This window comes from Dryocola sharpae (assembly GCF_051307055.1).
Classification (GTDB): domain Bacteria; phylum Pseudomonadota; class Gammaproteobacteria; order Enterobacterales; family Enterobacteriaceae; genus Dryocola.
The window spans coordinates 2,264,727-2,281,662 of record NZ_CP149994.1 but is presented as its reverse complement, the minus strand read 5'-3'; the positions used below and the strand labels follow the sequence as shown (position 1 = coordinate 2,281,662).

Sequence of the window (16,936 nt, the reverse complement as noted above, 5' to 3'; positions counted from 1 at the left end):
TTCCTGCTCGCTTAACCACGGACTTCAGCTACTTTTAATAGCAAACATAGGTAAAAAAAAGCGCGGTATAGCGTTAAGGTTCAGCGGCCTCTGTGCCCGATGCTGGCGTGACGTTTACTGGCAATAGCCTGACATTATGCGTTGAATCGTAAAGGTTATCTGTTATGGGGATTGGTAATGACTGATGCCGAATGGGTCCTGCTGCTTTCGCGCGGACAATTTGCGCTGACGATGGGAATGCACATCACGCTTGCCGCCCTGACGCTCGGGCTGGCGCCTTTTCTGGTCTGGTTTGAGGCTCGCTGGCTGTGGGGGAAACAAAATGCGGCGCGGGAAGCGCTACATTTCTGGATAAAAATTTTCGCGCTTACGGTGGCGATTGGCGCCGTGACGGGCGTGGTGATGGAGTTCCAGTTCGGCACCAACTGGGCGCCATTTTCCAGAAAGGTTGGCGGGTTTATCGGGCCGCTGCTCTTTTTTGAAGTGCTGGTGGCCTTTTTTATGGAGTCGGCATTAACCGGCGTCATGCTGTTTGGCATGGGTAAAATTCGTCCCGGCGTACATTTTATCGTGACCTGCCTGGTGGCGCTGGGCGCTCTTATCAGCGCTTTTTGGATCCTCGCGGCAAATTCATGGATGCAAACGCCAATAAACTATCATCTTGACGACAACGGCCTCTTTTCCCCGCTTAGCTGGCAGGCGCTCATTTCGGCGCCGTCGTTTCCCTTACGTTTTGCTCATATGGTGCTGGCTGCGTATATCGCGGTAGCGGTGATGATTGCGGGGGTCGCTGCCTGGCGCATTCTGCATCGCCCGGGCGAGCGTGCCGCACGCTGCATGTTCGTTTGTGCAATATGGTTTGCCGTCCTGGCGCTGCCGGTTCAATTTATGGTGGGCGATCGGCATGGCGAAAAAACGCTTCAGTATCAGCCCGCAAAGATAGCGGCCATCGAAGCGACCTGGCATCCGCCAGCGGCGGGGGACGGGGAGCCGCTGCGCCTCTTCGCTATACCTGACAGGCAGGCCCAGCGTAATCATTTTGAACTGGCTATTCCCGATATCGGCTCGCTCTATCTGCGCCATAATCTGACGGGGCATATAAAAAGCCTGAGTGAATTCCCTGCCGCCGAACGTCCTCCTGTGCTGCCCGTCTTCTTTGCTTTTCGCATTATGGTCGGGCTGGGTCTGCTGCTGTTTGTTACCCAGCTCGCGGCCGTAATTCAGCACCTTCGCGGCAGGCTTTACGCATCCCGACGCTTGCTCTGGCTGATGGTTATTCTTTCGCCGGCAGGCTTTATCGCGATGCTTTCAGGCTGGGTGGTCACCGAGCTGGGCAGGCAGCCCTGGATCGTGTATGGCCTGTTACGCACCGCTAAAAACGTGTCAGCCTTGCCGCTGAGCTGGCTGATTATCTCCTGTTGCTGCGTGCTGGCGGTGTATGGCTTCGTCTTCAGCTACGGCATGCGCCACTTCCTGCGCTATGTTGCCGCGCCGCTACCAGCCGGAGAAGAGGTGGTGAGCACAAAAATCGTCACCAGGCCTGGAGGAGTATCTTTATGGAAGGATTAGCGAGCCTATCGGCCGCGACGCTGCTCTTTTCCCTGCTGATGTATCTGATGCTCGATGGCACGGATTTGGGCGTCGGCATGCTTTTCTTATGGATTAAGGGCGAAGAGCCGAGGCGACGTATGGCGCACTCTATGTTGCCCATCTGGGATGCGAATGAAACCTGGCTGGTCCTGCTGGCCGGCGGGACGCTGGCGTTATTTCCGGGCGTTTATGCCGGGGCGTTAAGCCTGCTTTATCTTCCCGTTTTCCTGCTGCTGCTCGCGCTTATTTTGCGGGCGATGGCGCTTGAATATCGCGATAAAGCCAGCAAACGCGTTCGCGCATTTCTTGACCTTGTTTTGCCGCTGGCGTCTTGTCTGGCGGCGTTCAGCCAGGGCTTCTGTGCGGGCACGCTGGTGAGCCAGCTTCTGTCAAATGACGTCGCAAAAGGGGCGGGTATGTTTCCCGTTCTGTGTGGCCTGGGCCTGATGTCGATTTATCTGCTGCTCGGCTGCGGCTGGCTACGCTGGCGCCTGGGCGAGCCGGTTGAAAAGCAGGCATGCCGTCTTAGCGGTTATTTTTTTATCCTTTGCTGTGCGCTGTGCCTTGCCGTCATGCTTCTTGAACCGCAGCCCTGGCGCCTGGCATGGCAATACGCGGCGGGAAAAGCGCTGTCGCTGGTAATTTTTCTGCTGTTGCTGGCGATGATAATCGTGATTCTACGCGGGCGAGGCTTGCTGCAGCTGATTGTCACGCTGGCCTTAATGACAGCGATAGTGCTTTTGTTTGCGGCAGGATTTTACTGGATGTCGGCTAATCACCTGATAAACCTCACCGCCACGGCCTCATCAAAAACGACGCAGCTTGTGATGCTGGTCGGCAGCGCGGTAGTCATTCCTCTCACGCTTGCCTACCACTCCTGGGCCTTCTGGCTTTTTCGCGGAAAGGTACTGTAAGCCGGCGCTATCTGACGCCTGAATACGTTCTGCTATAAAAGCGCTGGTATTCATCGTAATCCGACAGGGCCGTTTACTGGACGGCCCGACGCTTTCGTTTTAACAGATATCGCAAAGCGAGCTACTGCTGCAATACTTCGGCAAATTTTGCCAGCCACTGCGGATGCGCGGGCCAGGCAGGGGCGGTAATGAGATTGCCATCAACGTGCGCCCGATCGATAGCGATGTCGGCATAGTGGCCGCCGCTGAGGCGCACTTCCGGTGCACAGGCCGGATAGGCGCTACAGGTGCGGCCTTTCAGCACTCCGGCGGCGGCCAGCACTTGCGGGCCGTGGCAAACGGCGGCTATGGGTTTACGCGCGGCGTCAAACGCCTGCACCAGTTTGATTACCTCGTCATTTAGCCGCAGATATTCAGGCGCCCGGCCGCCGGGGATCAACAGGGCGTCATAATCCTGCTCTTTCGCCGAGGCGAAATCGGCGTTGAGAATAAAGCGGTGTCCAGGTTTCTCGCTGTAGGTCTGGGCGCCGTCAAAATCATGGATGGCCGTCATGATGTAGTCGCCCTTGACCTTGTCGGGACAGACGGCGTCAACCTGGTGGCCAATCATCTGCAGCGCCTGAAACGGCACCATGGTTTCGTAATCTTCGGCATAGTCGCCCACCAGCATCAGAATTTTCTTGCCCATCATGACCCTTCCTGTGTGAATGAATATGCCTAAGGTATAGCCCAGCGTCAGGGGGAATGCGAACAGCGGACCTTATCCGTGAGATCGGACAATACAAGGAAAGAGTTATTCACTGCGGGGGTTATGGCCAGGTAAATCAAAGCCGGAATTCTGCGTAGCGCAACGGCAAGAAGCCGTGTGTAAGATTAAGGTTTTTCAAAGGGCTACAGGCATTGGAAAATGTCTGCGGAGTAAGAAATGGTGCGTCCGAGTGGACTCGAACCACCGACCCCCACCATGTCAAGGTGGTGCTCTAACCAACTGAGCTACGGACGCACTGGGTGAAGCGAAAAATGGTGCGTTCAATTGGACTCGAACCAACGACCCCCACCATGTCAAGGTGGTGCTCTAACCAACTGAGCTATGAACGCATCGGGCTGTCTGGCGACAACGGGGACGAATATTAGCGGCAGCCCGTGAGCCTTGCAAGCGGAAAACCGCAATTTTCTCTAAGATTTCACGCAATTGCTGAGCATCTGCGCAGTACGTTGAAAAAGTAGCCGCCGCGAAGGCGGCTACTGATGGTTTATCGCGCAGCGCGCTGCAAAATAGTTATGGAGGGCTGCCGTTGCAGCCAGCGCATGCGAAGCATCATCATGATGGCCGCAGAGGTCAGGCCGATGATAAAGCCTATCCAGAACCCGGCAGGCCCCATGCGGTCAACCACCAGATCGGTGAGCGCCAGCACATAACCGCTCGGCAATCCCAGCACCCAATAGGCAATAAAGGTGATAAAGAAAATGGAGCGAGTGTCTTTATAGCCACGCAGCACGCCGCTGCCGATAACCTGCACCGAGTCGGAAATCTGATAGACGGCGGCCAGCAACATCAGGTGCGCGGCAAGCGCGACCACCGCCGGGTTATCGTTATAGAGCAGAGCAATGTGCTCGCGCAGCAGAACGGTAAACAAAGCGGTGCACATCGCCATGCAAATGCCAACCAGGATACCGGTGCGGGCGGCTATCTGCGCATCAAGCGTGGAGCCTTGACCCAGACGGAACCCAACGCGGATAGTAACCGCTGCGGCCACGGAGAGCGGGATGACAAACATCAGCGAGCTGAAGTTCAGGGCAATCTGGTGGCCGGCCACATCAACGATACCCAGCGGCGAGACGAGCAGGGCGACGACGGCAAACAGCGTCACTTCAAAGAAGAGCGCCAGCGCGATCGGCAGGCCGAGCTGAATTAACCGCGTTACCACGCTCCAGTCCGGCGCGTTAAAACCGGCAGGGCTGCGGATATCGCGCATTGAACGCGCTTTGCGCACGTATGAGATCATGCACAGGAACATCACCCAGAACACCGCAGCGGTGGCCACGCCGCAGCCTACGCCGCCCAGTTCCGGCATGCCGAAATGGCCGTAGATAAAAATGTAGTTCACCGGGATATTCACCAGCAGGCCGATGAAGCCCATCACCATGCCCGGCTTGGTTTTCGCCAGCCCTTCACACTGGTTACGCGCAACCTGGAAGAACAGGTAGCCCGGCGCGCCCCACAGCAGCGCGCGCAGGTAGCCCACCGCTTTCTCGGCCAGCAGCGGGTCGATGTTATCCATGGAGCCGATGATATAACCCGCGTTCCACAGGACGACCATGATCAGCACCGACACCATCCCCGCAAGCCAGTAACCCTGGCGAATCTGGTGGGCAATCCGCTCGCGTCGTCCTGAGCCGTTCAACTGCGCTACCACCGGCGTCAGCGCCAGCAGCAGGCCGTGACCAAACAAAATGGCTGGCAGCCAGATGGAGGTGCCGATAGCCACCGCCGCCATATCCGTGGCGCTGTAACCGCCCGCCATTACGGTGTCAACAAAACCCATGGCGGTTTGTGCTATCTGCGCCAGGATCACGGGTACCGCCAGCGCCATCAGCTGGCGGGCCTCGATAAAGTACTTCTGCATACGTACACCTGATTATTATTAGTTATAAGCGATACAAAGACGCCGCCATGTATGGCAGCTAAAAGAAATTGCAGGGGAATAAGCCTGACTATTGTAGCGAGAGTTAATTAAATCGCCAGCCAAATAATAGCGGGCCGGTGATGATGACTGGCAAGCTTTTTTTCCAACTGTTAAAGTGCGGCACACGGATGCAGGCATGCCCCGGCGGGGATGTTATTGCCACTTATTAAATCGTCAGGAGTTTTAGGATGTTTACAGGTATTGTGCAGGGCACCGCGACCCTGGTCTCCATTGATGAAAAACCTAATTTCCGCACCCACGTTATCGAGATGCCAGAGGCGATGCTGCCCGGCCTGGAGACGGGCGCATCCGTGGCCCACAACGGCTGCTGCCTTACGGTCACGGAAATTGATGGAAATCGCGTCAGCTTTGATCTGATGAAAGAGACGCTGCGCATCACCAATCTTGGGGAGTTAATTGTCGGTGACAGCGTGAATGTGGAACGCGCCGCGAAATTTAACGACGAAATCGGCGGCCATTTAATGTCGGGGCATATTATGACCACCGCCGAAGTGGCAAAGATCCTTACTTCGGAAAATAACCGCCAGATCTGGTTTAAAATCCGGGATAAATCCCTGATGAAATATATTCTGCACAAAGGCTATATCGGCATCGACGGTATCAGTCTGACGGTGGGAGAGGTCACGGCGAGCCGTTTTTGCGTGCATTTAATTCCGGAAACGCTGCAGCGCACCACCCTTGGCAGCAAAAAGCTCGGCAGCCGCATCAATATCGAAATTGACCCGCAAACCCAGGCGATAGTGGATACCGTTGAGCGCGTGCTGGCGCAACGGGAAGCGACGCTGGCCGCGGTATTGCCGAAGGAATAAGATGAAAGGGTGGAAGGCGCCTGCGCTTATCCACCCTAAAAAATCAGGCAATCAACAGGCTGCCGCGCACTAAATCGCTGTTATGGCTCTCGCCTGACAATAGTTCCACCGCGCGACGGGCGATATTTTCCAGCGGGTACTCAATGGCTGGAATAGTACTGGCGCCGGGCAGGCGGGTAGAGCCATCCAGACTGAACACCATCACTTTTTCCGGCACCGATAGCTGGTACTGATTAAGCATCATCACCGCCTCCTGCGCCTGGCTGTCGTCCGTCACCAGCAGGGCCGTAAACTTCACGCCGCTGTTAATCAGCTTCTGCAACGCAATGCGCAGCGATGGCTCGTTTTCAACGACCAGCTGACGATTAAACGGCACCAGGTAATTGTGTAACGCCTGGCGGTAGCCCTCCATAGTCAGCGTCGCTGCCTCACCGCCCGGGAAATTAATCAGCGCGATGTTCCGGCGCTGCTGCGAGCACAGATAGTGTACGGCGGTTTCAGCAGCAAAGATGCGGTCGCACTGCACGCTGTTTGCGTTTGAGGGGTTCAGGCAGTCAATCAGCACAATCTCTTCGGGAAGCGCAGGCAGCGGGAAGCGTGCGCCAACGACGACAAGCGCGTCGCACATACCGTTGGAAAGCTCCGTAACGGCGTGCATAAGGCTTTTATCATCGTTGGCAAAGCGCAGCAGCAGATGCTTACGGTGTCGGCTGAGCTGTTTCTCCAGCGCCTGCAGGTAACCTGTGGACTGCTGAATGTGCTCCGTGGCGCAGATTACCCCGATGCAGTTGGTCGACTGGCTGCTGAGCGACTGGGCGATGGCGTTGGGCTTGTAGTTAAGGATTTCAGCGGCGCGCAGCACGGCCAGGCGGCTTTCTTCCCTGACGCCGCGACTGCCGCTCAGCACCCGGGAGACGGTGGCTTTAGAGACCTGCGCAAGTCGCGCAACATCATTGATATTCGACATGGTGATTTCCTGCACTACCAAATGCGGGCCGTAATGGCCCGCATGATTCTGTTGACAAAGCCCTCGGGTGTTAAAATTCCTTTGCCGGGGCCTTAAAAAACAAAGAATTATCTCTTCTGGTCTACCCCGGTCACCTGAAAACCACGCTTTTCGGATGACCGTTATCGCTCTTAAGGGGCCGTAATGGCCTCATGATTTTCTTAACGCCGGTCGTCAAAACCGTTTTTTGCTGCCGTCTCACGGAACCATTCGCCGCTTTTCTTGATGGTACGTTTTTGCGTGGCTAAATCCAGCGAAACGAAACCATAGCGGTTTTTGTAGGCGTTGCACCACGACCAGTTATCGATAAACGTCCACATATGGTAGCCGAGGCAGTTGCTGCCTTCCTCGATCCCTTTGTGCAGCCATTTCAGATGGTCGCTGACAAAATCGATACGGTAGTCGTCCTGAATCTGCCCGTTTTCATCGAAACGCTGTTCGTTTTCCACGCCCATACCGTTCTCAGAAATATAACACCGTGGGTTGTTATAGTTCTCGCGCAGGTTGGTGAGGATATCGTAAATACCCTGTTCGTAGATTTCCCAGCCGCGGTACGGGTTCATTTTGCGACCCGGCATTTCGTAAGCTTCAAAGAACCATTCCGGCATAAACGGGCTGTCCGGGTTAACCTGCGAGTCGCGACATTTGATACGACGCGGTTGATAGTAATTGATGCCGAGCAAATCCACCACGCCTGATGCGAGCAGGGCTTTATCTTCAGGCTGGCATGCCGGCAGCTGGCCGTGCTCTTGCAGCAGCGCCACCAGCTCTTGCGGGTATTCGCCGCGCAACGCCGGATCGAGGAAGCTGCGGTTGAACATCAGGTCCGCAATATTGGCTGCTTTCACGTCCGCGGGGTTTTGCGAACGAGGGTAGGAAGGGGTGAGGTTAAGGATAATCCCGATTTCACCGCCATCGTTACGCTCATGATAAGCCTTCACCGCCAGCGAGTGCGCAAGCATAGTGTGATAAGCCACGGTTGCCGCACGCCTGAAATCCACCACGTTGGGATAGTGGAAGTCGTACAGATAGCCGCCCTCTACCGGCACTACCGGTTCGTTGAAGGTGAACCAGTGCTTTACGCGGTCGCCAAAGAGCTCGAAACAGGTTTGGGCATATTCCGCATAAGCGGTGACAACGTCACGGCTTTCCCAACCGCCAAGCTCCTGCATCACCATCGGCATATCAAAATGGAACAGGTTGATAAATGGCGTAATGCCCTGGGCGCGCAGCTCGTCGAATACCTGGTTATAGAACTGCACCGCTTCCTGATTGACTTCACCGCGGCCCTGCGGCATTAAACGCGCCCAGGAGATAGAGGTGCGGAAGGTGTTGTGATTCAGCTCCTTGAGTAGCGCGATATCCTGCTTCCAGTTCTGATAAAAGGTGGAGGTCTGCTGCGGGCCGACGCCGTGATGGAAACGCGTTGGCTGCTCTGCAAACCATCTGTCCCAGACGGTGGCTGATTTGCCAAAAGCCAGGGTTTCGCCTTCGGTTTGCGGCGCGGAACTGGCGCTGCCCCACCAGAAATTATCAGGGAATGCGTATTTCATTCTTTTTCCTTGGTTGACGTGCCTGCCACGCGGGCAGGCAATAAATATTCAATTTACGGTAACCGGGTTTTCGTTTTCCTGGGCGCTGCGCTCTTCGTCCTGTTTGAGCAAGGTCCGCTCGTAAGCCTTCAGGAAGGGGTAATACATCACAGCCGACATTACCATACAAATCACGCACATGATGACGGGACTTAGCGCCCAGTTTGCCGCCCAGGAGGCGCCGACAGGCGCAGGCGTGGTCCACGGCGTCAGCGACACGACCTGCGCAATCCAGCCGAGTCTGGTGGCGATATAAGCAAGCGTTGCGTTAATCATGGGCACAAGCGTGAACGGCAGGAAAAATACCGGGTTCATGATAATCGGCGTGCCGAAGAGAATAGGCTCGTTGATATTAAAGAAGCTCGGCACCACGCCCATTTTGCCGATGGTGCGTAAATGCACGGCCCGGCTGCGCAGCAGCAGGAAGGCCAGCGGCAGAGTGGAGCCCACGCCGCCAATCAGCAAATAGTGATCCCAGAAGCCCTGCAGATAGATATGCGGCAGCTCAGCGCCCGCGGCCAGCGCGGTCTGGTTGGCGGAAAGGTTCGCCATCCAGAACGGGTTCATGATGCCGGTCACGATCAGCGCCCCGTGAATACCGGCGAACCACAAAATCTGACAGATAAAGACGGAGATGAGAATGGCCGGCAGCGAATCTGATGCGGAGACCAGCGGCGCCAGCAGATGCATAATCGCTTCAGGCAGGATCATCCCAGTGGCGGACTCGATCAGCAGGTTCAGCGGATGCAGCGTTAAAACAATGACCACCACCGGGATGAGGATCTCAAAGGAGCGGGCAACGCCGGTTGGTACCTCTTTGGGCAAGCGGATGGTGATGTTGCGGCGTTTCAGAAACGCGTACATTTCGCTGGCGTAAATAGCCGTGATCAGCGCGGTGAAGATGCCCTGGCCGGAGAAATACTGCGTGGAGATTTGCCCGTCTTTATAAGGGGCGGCCACCAGCAGAAAGGCCATAAAGGCCAGCAGCCCGGTCATAATCGGATCCAGCTTATAATGCTTGCCGAGGCTTGCGCCAATGCCGACTGAGATAAAAAACGTCATCACGCCCATGCTGAGGTTGAACGGCAGCATCAGCTGTTCACGCCAGGTCTGGGAAAAGCTGAGCCACGCGCGGGCAAAGCCCCAGCTGCTGTCAGGTGAAAACGGCGGAAAAATAAAAACCAGCATGAAAGAGCCGATAATCATAAACGGCAGGGCGGCGATAAAACCGTCACGGATGGCGATAACATGGCGCTGAGAACCCATCGTGCCCGCTATTGGCGTTACTTTTTGCTCAATCACATTGACCATTTTTTGGTACATGCTCATGGCGATATCCTTGCTGTTGTCCCGAAAAGTAAGCTAATTGTGAAACAATATGGAAACCGGTTTCCATGGGTAAAATGAATAACTGTTAGCGGGATCAACATCGCGACGGTAAGTCAGCCTGAAACGTGAAGAAGATCACTTTTTGTTAAGCGGGCGCGACAGGAAAGGGACATGGTTATCCCGGCCGGAACCGAGATAACAGGGTTAGCGGGGAACGCGCAGGCCGTTTTCAACGCCGCGGCTAAAGACCACCTGCCAGAGCTGAATATCGCGAGCGCGGAACGCGCCGGCACAGGCGTTGAGATAATAACTGAACATGCGTTTGAAACGCTCGGAGTAGTTGTCGGCAATCTCCGGCCAGCACGCGAGGAAACGTTCGTGCCAGGCCATCAGCGTTTTGTCGTAATCGGCGCCGAAATTGTGCCAGTCTTCCATCACAAAATGGTTTTCACTGGCGTCGGCAATCTGCCGAATGGAGGGCAGGCAGCCGTTGGGGAAGATATATTTATCTATCCACGGATCGACGTTATTGTCGGTTTTATTCGAGCCGATGGTGTGCAGAAGGAAAATACCGTCGGGTTTCAGGTTGCGGTCGGCCACGTCAAAATAGGTGGCGTAATTTTTCGGGCCGACGTGTTCGAACATGCCCACCGAAACGATGCGGTCAAACTGCATCTCTAAATCGCGGTAATCCTGCAGCAGAATGGTGACGTCAAGCCCGGTGCAGCGGTCCTGCGCCATTTTCTGCTGCTCGGCAGAGATAGTGACGCCGTGTACGGATACGCCATAATTCCGCGCGGCATAGGCGGCAAGCCCGCCCCAGCCGCAGCCGATATCAAGCAGGGTCATGCCCGGCTCCATATGCAGCTTATCGCAGATCATTTTAAGTTTTGCGTTCTGCGCTTCGCTAAGGGTGGTTGCGTCTTTCCAGTAGCCGCAGGAATACTGCATGTGTTCGTCAAGCATACGGCTGAACAGGTCGTTACCGAGATCGTAATGCTCTTTGCCGACTATCCAGGCGCGTTTTTTACTTTGCAGATTAACGAGCCGGGCGGCGGCGATACGGAGTGTGTCTTTTAAATGGTGCGGGAGCTGCTTTTCCAGCCCGGCGCGAATAACGTTGTTGAAAAAGATATCCAGACGTTCACAGTCCCACCAGCCGTCCATAAAGCTCTCGCCAAGACCGAGCGAGCCTTCCTGCAGAACGCGCTTAAAAAAATCCGGGTGCTTGACCTGAATATCAAAAGGGTGAGGGCCGTTAACGGTGATCCCCGCCCGGGTAAGCATTTCGTTCGCGATACGATACCATTCATTATCTCGTATGCTGACTTCTTCTATACACGATGAACTCATAGCTTCTCCATCACAGAGTGACCAGAACCTTAAAACAGCGTAGACGCTATTTGAAGGTATGTGAGAAATCATGCGGAAAAATCCGCATGCCTGATATCCGACGCAGAACAGAGGAAAGGGCCGACGCCCGCAAAAATGACCATCCAGACAAAAACGGGAGCGCAAAGGCTCCCGATAACACATTCATTATAGTGATAATAATCGAGCCGCCGTTGAGTATATGCCTGTGAATCAGATGATTCAACGCTTTATCGTTAGCAAGCTAATTACGTTTTTTTTACATTATCGCCCGGGTTACTGAACCGTCGAGGAAGGGGTTTGCGTCGTTTGCCATTCCCGGGCGCTGCGGCGCTGGAGCAGATATCCCAGCATCGCCAGTACCACGGTGGCTAACATCACGCTGGTGGTGGTGAGCAACGGCGTGGCGACAAGCCATGAAACCAGCAGGCTTGCGCAGAAGCACAGGCCAAGCTGCAGCGTGTTTTGCAGCGCCGCGGCTTTGCCGGTTGCCTGCGGGAAGGGCAGCAGCGCCGCGGCAACCACAATCGGATAAATTGCGCCGTTCGCCATCGCCATCAGGCAAAACGGGATAAGCAGCAGCGTCAGGTTTGCATGCCCGCTGACCGCTACCGCCCAGGTGCCGAAAATGCTTAGCGTGTAGAGCGCCAGCAGCCAGGGCAGCATCTGTTTACCCTGCCATTTTTGCAGCGCACTGCGGCAGCCGTAGCCGCCAATCAAAAAGGCAATGGTTTGTGGCATATAGCTCAGGCCAATGGCGGACGGGCTGTAGCCCATGTCATTAAGGATAAACGGCGAACCGGTAAGCCAGGCGAAGAAGCTTGCCGAGCAGGCAGCGTAAATCAGCACGTTGCCGCTATAGACGCGGGAGCGCAGCAAAGACAGGAAGCTTACCCGGTTATCTTCAGTTTGCGGGTGGTGCTGGGTGCGCGGTTTCAGGCGCAGCGTCGGCACCATCAGAATCAGGGTGATGACGAAAAGCGTGACGAAAATAGCCTGCCAGTCGAAATGGGTGAGGATCCAGCTACCCAGCAGCGGAGCCAGCGCCGGGGAAAGCCCTACCAGCGGCATAATAGTGGCAAAAATTCGGTTTGCCCGGCTGGCCGGATAGTAATCCGTAACCAGAGCCTGCCAGCTTACCGCCGCAGAACAGACGCCCACCGCCTGAATAAAGCGCAGCGCAAGCAGCGCCGTCGCGTTTTCAACCCACAGCATACCGATGCAGCTGACCGCGAAAATACTTAATCCAGCTAACAGGACCGGTTTACGTCCGAAACGATCGGACATCGGCCCCCACATCAGCTGTGCAAAGGCGAAACCGGCGAGGAACAGGCTAAGGCTTGCGCTGACGGCGGAGGCCTCGGTGTTTAAATCCTGCTGGATAGCAGCGAAGGCAGGCAAATACATATCGGTGGCGAGAAAGCCCAGCACGCTCAGGCCGGCCAGCCAGATAAGAAATCCTTTTGATGGTTGCATAGTTATCTCTTGAATTATTTGCAGGTTTACAGCGGCGAGAGTGTACGGAGTGCAAAGTGGCTTGTGAAACGCTAATATTTGGAGATTGCATTCAAAATTTTTGCAGGCAGATATATGTGGTCCGAATATTCGCTGGAAGTGATAGACGCGGTGGCGCGCAACGGCAGCTTCAGCGGCGCGGCTCAGGAGCTGCACCGGGTTCCCTCAGCCATCAGCTATACGGTGCGGCAGCTGGAAGACTGGCTGGCGGTTCCGCTGTTTGAACGCCGCCACAGAGACGTAGAGCTAACGCCAGCCGGGGCCTACTTTTTAAAAGAAGGCCGTTCTGTTATCAAAAAAATGATGACGACACGGCAACGCTGCCAGCAGATCGCCAACGGCTGGCGCGGGCATCTGGCGATCGCCGTCGATAACATCGTTAAGCCCGAGCGAACCCGGCAGCTGGTGCTGGACTTCTATCGTCATTTCCCGGATATCGAACTGCGTATTTTTCAGGAAGTGTTTAATGGCGTCTGGGATGCGCTGGCGGACGGAAGAGTGGAGGTGGCGATCGGGGCCACGCAGGCCATTCCTGTCGGGGGGCGTTATGCGTTTCGCGATATGGGCGTGCTGAGCTGGCGCTGTGTTGTTGCCGCAGCGCACCCGCTGGCGCAACGTGATGGGGCGCTCAGCGACGATGAACTGCGCGCCTGGCCTTCGCTGGTGCTGGAAGATACTTCCCGCTCGCTGCCTAAGCGCATTACCTGGCTGCTGGATAACCAGCATCGCGTGGTGGTGCCGGACTGGCAGTCAGCCTCGGACTGCCTGAGCGCGGGGCTGGGGATTGGGATGGTGCCCTCGCACATCGCCAAACCCTGGCTTGAAAGCGGCGCCTGGCACGAGCTGACGCTGGAAAACCCGTTCCCGGATGCGGCCTGCTGCCTGACGTGGCGTCAAAACGATGCCTCGCCGGCGTTAAGCTGGCTGCTGGCGTATCTGGGAGATAGCGAGACGATGAACCAGGAGTGGTTAAGAGAGCCTGAAAACAAGCATCAGGCCCAGGATAACCATTAGCGGCGGTAGTCGCGGAACGGACCGTCTGCGACTGAGCGGCGTTCAATCAGGCGCGGATGCACTTCAATGGTCTGCGACTCTTCACGCTTATTGACGATGCGGTCAAGCAGCATGCTAAACGCGGTTTCACCCAGCGAATCTTTCGGCTGGTGGATTGTGGTCAGCGCCGGCGTAAAGTAGCGGGCGTTGCGCACGTTGTCATAGCCGATAACAGAGATATCCTGCGGCACCCGCAGGCCCATCTCATCCGCTGCGCAAATCGCGCCCATCGCCATGATATCGCCGCCGCAGAAGACCGCGGTAGGGCGTTGCGGCTGGTTCAGGATCTGCTGCATGGCGCGGTAGCCGGATTCCGGCTCGAAATCACCCTGCACAATCCAGTTTTCCGCGATGGTGATGTTCGCTTCTTCCAGCGCTTTCATAAAGCCTGCGTGGCGGCCGCCGCCGGTGTTGCGCTCCATCTGTCCGGGAATTGCGCCGATCTCGCGATGCCCGCGTTCAATCAGATAGCGCCCGGCGAGGTAGCCGCCGCGGAACGCATTGTCTATGACTGAATCGGTGAAGTCCGCTCGTGCTTCGCCCCAGTCCATCACCACCATCGGAATATGGCGATACTCTTCCAGCATGGTCAGCAAGGTGTCCGGGTATTCCGAACACATTACCAGCAGCCCGTCGACGCGTTTTTGCGCCATCATCGACAGATAGGCCCGCTGCTTTTCAAAGTTATTGTGCGCGTTGGCCAGAATAAGGGTATAGCCCTTTTCAAAGCAGCTATTTTCCACCGCTTCGATAATTTCGGCGAAATAGGGCGCTTCGCTGGAGGTGGCAAGCAGGCCAATCGTTTTGGTGTGATTAACTTTCAGGCTGCGCGCGACGGCGCTCGGCGAGTAGTGTAATTCTTTGATTGCCGCCCAGACCGCGTTTCGGGTTTCTTCTGCCACAAAGCGGGTTTTGTTAATAACATGTGACACGGTTGTGGTGGAAACGTTTGCGCGCTTCGCCACGTCCTTAATTGTTGCCATTAGATGTCACTCCAGGCCATAACGTAAGCTCCTGATAATTAGTCTGTTAAACGTTTGCGTTCCCTAACTCCTGGGGCGCCATTCGGGCTGCTGCATGTCGGGAAGGCGACATAAAACGGGAGGAGGGCGTTGAATTGATAGCACGCAGTAAATTAGCGAGGGATTTTGGCTTATCTTTTAGCAAAGTGGAAGAGGGAAAACCAATATCATCATAAATCTGACAGGATTTTTGCTGCCGATTGTGGGAAAATCATCCGCACATACTCTTTGTAGGGTAATGTTTATAGCGTAATAAAAGGAGGTTGCCGATGAGTACCGATCTGAAATTTTCCGTTGTCACGACGATTATTGTTCTGAGCCTGATTGTTGCAGGCGCTTTAACAGCAGTAATGCATTAATTAAAGGGGCCGCAATTGCGGCCCCTTTATCTTTTATGCTGCCAGAAAAGCGTTAACGAATGGTCTTCGGCGTCATCACGCGCCTGGCACCCACATAATGACGCTGCCAGTAATCCTCGCTCAGTGAGGTAATCTGGATATCGCGGCCGCTGCGGGGCGACTGAATAAACTTGCCGTTGCCTATGTAAACGCCGACGTGGTCAGCGGCACCGCGCCCGCGGGTGCGAAAGAATACCAGATCGCCGTTTTCCAGTTCGCCGCGATCGACAGAAGCAGCATCACGCAGATGATACATCTCATTCGCCGTGCGTGGGATGCGGAACTTAACCAGGTCTTTATACGCATAATAAACCAGGCCGCTGCAGTCAAAGCCGGTACGCGGTGAAGCGCCGCCCCAGCGATACGGCTTGCCAATCTGCCCCATAAGCTTATTCATCGCCGTCTTCTGCGCTTTTTGCACGCGCATTTTGTGCGCCTGGGCGATGGTCAGCTTTTTGTCCGCTTTCACCGATACGCATTTCGCTTTGTGTCCTTTACGGGCTTTAGTGCAATGCTGAACCGCAGTAGCCGGGCTGGCTTTCAGGGAAGATTTTTTGCTGGCGTTTTTGGCGAGGGTTTTACTTTTAACGGCTGGCGTTGTTTTCTTTTTAACCGGCGCCGCTGTTTTCTTGCTGGACCGCTTTGTAGAGATGGAACTGGTCTTTTCTTTACTCTTGCTGGTTTTTGCTGTGCTTTTTGTCGGGCCTTTCGCCGCCTGGGTTTTAAGCGTGGCAACGGGATGCGCCTGCCCGGAAGCCTGCGTCAAAGGAATATAAGGCAAGGTAAAAAGCAGAGCACAGAGCGTGATAGAAATTTTTGTTATCCGCGCCACTCGACAATCCCCTGATAAAATGAAAGCACGATGAAGTACATCATGCCCGCGTGTGATTTTTTGAAACCAGCCGATTCTAATCTATAAAACGCAATAAAGTTAATAGCCTTTTTCTTGCGGAGCTAAGGTTTCGTTAGCGGGCGCAAAAAAATTGACCAGCTATCGGCCTGTAAGGCGATTTATTGATCGAGATTGGGGTATTTTACGAATTAGCGATACTATGAAAGTGTTATTCTTAAAGCATCTTTAGCGCCCTTCACGCGGCGGGGGAATAACCCTGCAAAAATTGGTGTTTTCTGCCGGGGGTGCAACTCGCTACAATGGCAGGCTACTGCCGTAAAAAGGTTTGAGGAAGCAAGACAATGAGCACAATCGAAAAAATCCAACGCCAGATCTCAGAGAACCCGATCCTTCTCTATATGAAAGGCTCCCCGAAACTGCCAAGCTGCGGTTTCTCAGCCCAGGCGGTACAGGCGCTGTCCGCATGCGGCGAGCGTTTTGCCTATGTGGATATCCTGCAGAATCCGGATATCCGCGCTGAAATGCCAAAATATGCAAACTGGCCAACCTTCCCGCAGCTGTGGGTTGATGGCGAACTGGTTGGCGGCTGCGACATCATCATCGAGATGTACCAGCGCGGCGAGTTGCAGACGCTGATCAAAGAAACCGCCGAGAAATACAAGTCAGAAACGCCTGACGCTGAATAAGCCTCGCGAATTAACTGAAAACCAGCCTTCAAAAGGGGCTGGTTTTTTTATGTCTGTTTTCCGCTGGTTGCTACTCCTGCCTGCAAATGT

15 protein-coding genes and 2 tRNA genes are annotated in these 16,936 nt (G+C 55.1%); 6 read left to right on the top strand and 11 right to left on the bottom strand.

Annotated elements, in window-relative coordinates:
• Positions 1-177: 177 nt before the first annotated feature.
• Entirely contained in the window at positions 178-1,569 is a 1,392-nt protein-coding gene (locus tag WLO31_RS11020; protein WP_435926647.1) for a cytochrome ubiquinol oxidase subunit I, read from the top strand.
• Positions 1,557-2,504 (top strand): cytochrome d ubiquinol oxidase subunit II, encoded by a 948-nt coding sequence (locus WLO31_RS11015; RefSeq protein WP_435926646.1) that lies wholly within the window; start codon positions 1,557-1,559, stop codon positions 2,502-2,504. The genes WLO31_RS11020 and WLO31_RS11015 overlap by 13 nt, the downstream gene beginning before the upstream one ends.
• A 121-nt stretch (positions 2,505-2,625) precedes the next feature.
• Here WLO31_RS11015 and WLO31_RS11010 read toward each other — a convergent pair whose 3' ends face one another.
• The 4 genes from WLO31_RS11010 to mdtK all read right to left on the bottom strand — a co-directional run bounded on the left by WLO31_RS11010 (position 2,626) and on the right by mdtK (position 5,131).
• The gene (locus WLO31_RS11010) at positions 2,626-3,192 is read right to left on the bottom strand and encodes a DJ-1/PfpI family protein (RefSeq protein ID WP_435930586.1); all 567 of its coding nucleotides are present in this window, start codon (positions 3,190-3,192) and stop codon (positions 2,626-2,628) included.
• A 238-nt stretch (positions 3,193-3,430) separates the two neighbouring features.
• Positions 3,431-3,507, bottom strand: a tRNA-Val gene (locus tag WLO31_RS11005).
• A gap of 18 nt (positions 3,508-3,525) precedes the next feature.
• A tRNA-Val gene (locus tag WLO31_RS11000) sits at positions 3,526-3,602 on the bottom strand.
• Positions 3,603-3,757: 155 nt separating this feature from the next.
• Positions 3,758-5,131 (bottom strand): MdtK family multidrug efflux MATE transporter, encoded by a 1,374-nt coding sequence (gene mdtK, locus WLO31_RS10995; protein WP_435926645.1) that lies wholly within the window; start codon positions 5,129-5,131, stop codon positions 3,758-3,760.
• 248 nt (positions 5,132-5,379) lie between these two features.
• Here mdtK and WLO31_RS10990 point away from each other — a divergent pair, with 248 nt between their 5' ends.
• On the top strand, positions 5,380-6,021 hold the full coding sequence (locus WLO31_RS10990) for a riboflavin synthase subunit alpha (RefSeq protein WP_435926644.1): 642 nt from the start codon (positions 5,380-5,382) through the stop codon (positions 6,019-6,021).
• A 43-nt stretch (positions 6,022-6,064) separates the two neighbouring features.
• Here WLO31_RS10990 and WLO31_RS10985 read toward each other — a convergent pair whose 3' ends face one another.
• From WLO31_RS10985 to punC, 5 genes are all read right to left on the bottom strand, one after another.
• Entirely contained in the window at positions 6,065-6,988 is a 924-nt protein-coding gene (locus WLO31_RS10985; protein WP_435926643.1) for a LacI family DNA-binding transcriptional regulator, read from the bottom strand.
• 200 nt (positions 6,989-7,188) lie between these two features.
• The gene (locus WLO31_RS10980) at positions 7,189-8,580 is read right to left on the bottom strand and encodes a glycoside hydrolase family 1 protein (RefSeq protein WP_435926642.1); all 1,392 of its coding nucleotides are present in this window, start codon (positions 8,578-8,580) and stop codon (positions 7,189-7,191) included.
• A 48-nt stretch (positions 8,581-8,628) separates the two neighbouring features.
• Positions 8,629-9,948 carry a PTS sugar transporter subunit IIC gene (locus WLO31_RS10975; protein WP_435926641.1) on the bottom strand — a complete coding sequence of 440 codons (1,320 nt, stop codon included), beginning with the start codon at positions 9,946-9,948 and terminating at the stop codon, positions 8,629-8,631.
• 204 nt (positions 9,949-10,152) lie between these two features.
• Positions 10,153-11,301, bottom strand: a complete 1,149-nt coding sequence (cfa, locus tag WLO31_RS10970) for a cyclopropane fatty acyl phospholipid synthase (protein ID WP_435926640.1) — start codon at positions 11,299-11,301, stop codon at positions 10,153-10,155.
• Between the two features lie 294 nt (positions 11,302-11,595).
• The gene (punC, locus tag WLO31_RS10965; protein ID WP_435926639.1) at positions 11,596-12,795 is read right to left on the bottom strand and encodes a purine nucleoside transporter PunC; all 1,200 of its coding nucleotides are present in this window, start codon (positions 12,793-12,795) and stop codon (positions 11,596-11,598) included.
• A gap of 114 nt (positions 12,796-12,909) precedes the next feature.
• On the opposite strand from punC, the gene punR reads away from it, so the two are divergent.
• Complete coding sequence (gene punR / locus WLO31_RS10960; RefSeq protein WP_435926638.1) at positions 12,910-13,848, top strand: DNA-binding transcriptional activator PunR; 939 nt, start codon at positions 12,910-12,912, stop codon at positions 13,846-13,848.
• Here the strand turns inward: punR and purR are convergent.
• Positions 13,845-14,870 carry an HTH-type transcriptional repressor PurR gene (purR, locus tag WLO31_RS10955; RefSeq protein ID WP_435926637.1) on the bottom strand — a complete coding sequence of 342 codons (1,026 nt, stop codon included), beginning with the start codon at positions 14,868-14,870 and terminating at the stop codon, positions 13,845-13,847. The two genes, punR and purR, sit on opposite strands and share 4 nt — an antisense overlap.
• A gap of 308 nt (positions 14,871-15,178) precedes the next feature.
• Between purR and WLO31_RS10950 the strand changes: the two genes are divergently transcribed.
• Positions 15,179-15,268 (top strand): YnhF family membrane protein, encoded by a 90-nt coding sequence (locus WLO31_RS10950; protein ID WP_435926636.1) that lies wholly within the window; start codon positions 15,179-15,181, stop codon positions 15,266-15,268.
• Positions 15,269-15,320: 52 nt separating this feature from the next.
• On the opposite strand, the gene WLO31_RS10945 is transcribed toward WLO31_RS10950, so the two are convergent.
• Complete coding sequence (locus WLO31_RS10945) at positions 15,321-16,139, bottom strand: C40 family peptidase (protein WP_435926635.1); 819 nt, start codon at positions 16,137-16,139, stop codon at positions 15,321-15,323.
• Positions 16,140-16,501: 362 nt separating this feature from the next.
• Here WLO31_RS10945 and WLO31_RS10940 point away from each other — a divergent pair, with 362 nt between their 5' ends.
• Complete coding sequence (locus tag WLO31_RS10940; RefSeq protein WP_435926634.1) at positions 16,502-16,846, top strand: Grx4 family monothiol glutaredoxin; 345 nt, start codon at positions 16,502-16,504, stop codon at positions 16,844-16,846.
• Positions 16,847-16,936 lie beyond the last annotated feature (90 nt).

Coding starts and splice junctions, on each gene's coding strand:
- WLO31_RS10985 (WP_435926643.1), bottom strand. CDS start 6,988: ATGTCGAATATCAATGATGTTGCGCGACTTGCGCAGGTCTCTAAAGCC.
- WLO31_RS10990 (WP_435926644.1), top strand. CDS start 5,380: ATGTTTACAGGTATTGTGCAGGGCACCGCGACCCTGGTCTCCATTGAT.
- cfa (WP_435926640.1), bottom strand. CDS start 11,301: ATGAGTTCATCGTGTATAGAAGAAGTCAGCATACGAGATAATGAATGG.
- WLO31_RS11020 (WP_435926647.1), top strand. CDS start 178: ATGACTGATGCCGAATGGGTCCTGCTGCTTTCGCGCGGACAATTTGCG.
- mdtK (WP_435926645.1), bottom strand. CDS start 5,131: ATGCAGAAGTACTTTATCGAGGCCCGCCAGCTGATGGCGCTGGCGGTA.
- purR (WP_435926637.1), bottom strand. CDS start 14,870: ATGGCAACAATTAAGGACGTGGCGAAGCGCGCAAACGTTTCCACCACA.
- punC (WP_435926639.1), bottom strand. CDS start 12,795: ATGCAACCATCAAAAGGATTTCTTATCTGGCTGGCCGGCCTGAGCGTG.
- WLO31_RS10940 (WP_435926634.1), top strand. CDS start 16,502: ATGAGCACAATCGAAAAAATCCAACGCCAGATCTCAGAGAACCCGATC.
- WLO31_RS11010 (WP_435930586.1), bottom strand. CDS start 3,192: ATGGGCAAGAAAATTCTGATGCTGGTGGGCGACTATGCCGAAGATTAC.
- WLO31_RS10950 (WP_435926636.1), top strand. CDS start 15,179: ATGAGTACCGATCTGAAATTTTCCGTTGTCACGACGATTATTGTTCTG.
- WLO31_RS11015 (WP_435926646.1), top strand. CDS start 1,557: ATGGAAGGATTAGCGAGCCTATCGGCCGCGACGCTGCTCTTTTCCCTG.
- WLO31_RS10975 (WP_435926641.1), bottom strand. CDS start 9,948: ATGAGCATGTACCAAAAAATGGTCAATGTGATTGAGCAAAAAGTAACG.
- punR (WP_435926638.1), top strand. CDS start 12,910: ATGTGGTCCGAATATTCGCTGGAAGTGATAGACGCGGTGGCGCGCAAC.
- WLO31_RS10980 (WP_435926642.1), bottom strand. CDS start 8,580: ATGAAATACGCATTCCCTGATAATTTCTGGTGGGGCAGCGCCAGTTCC.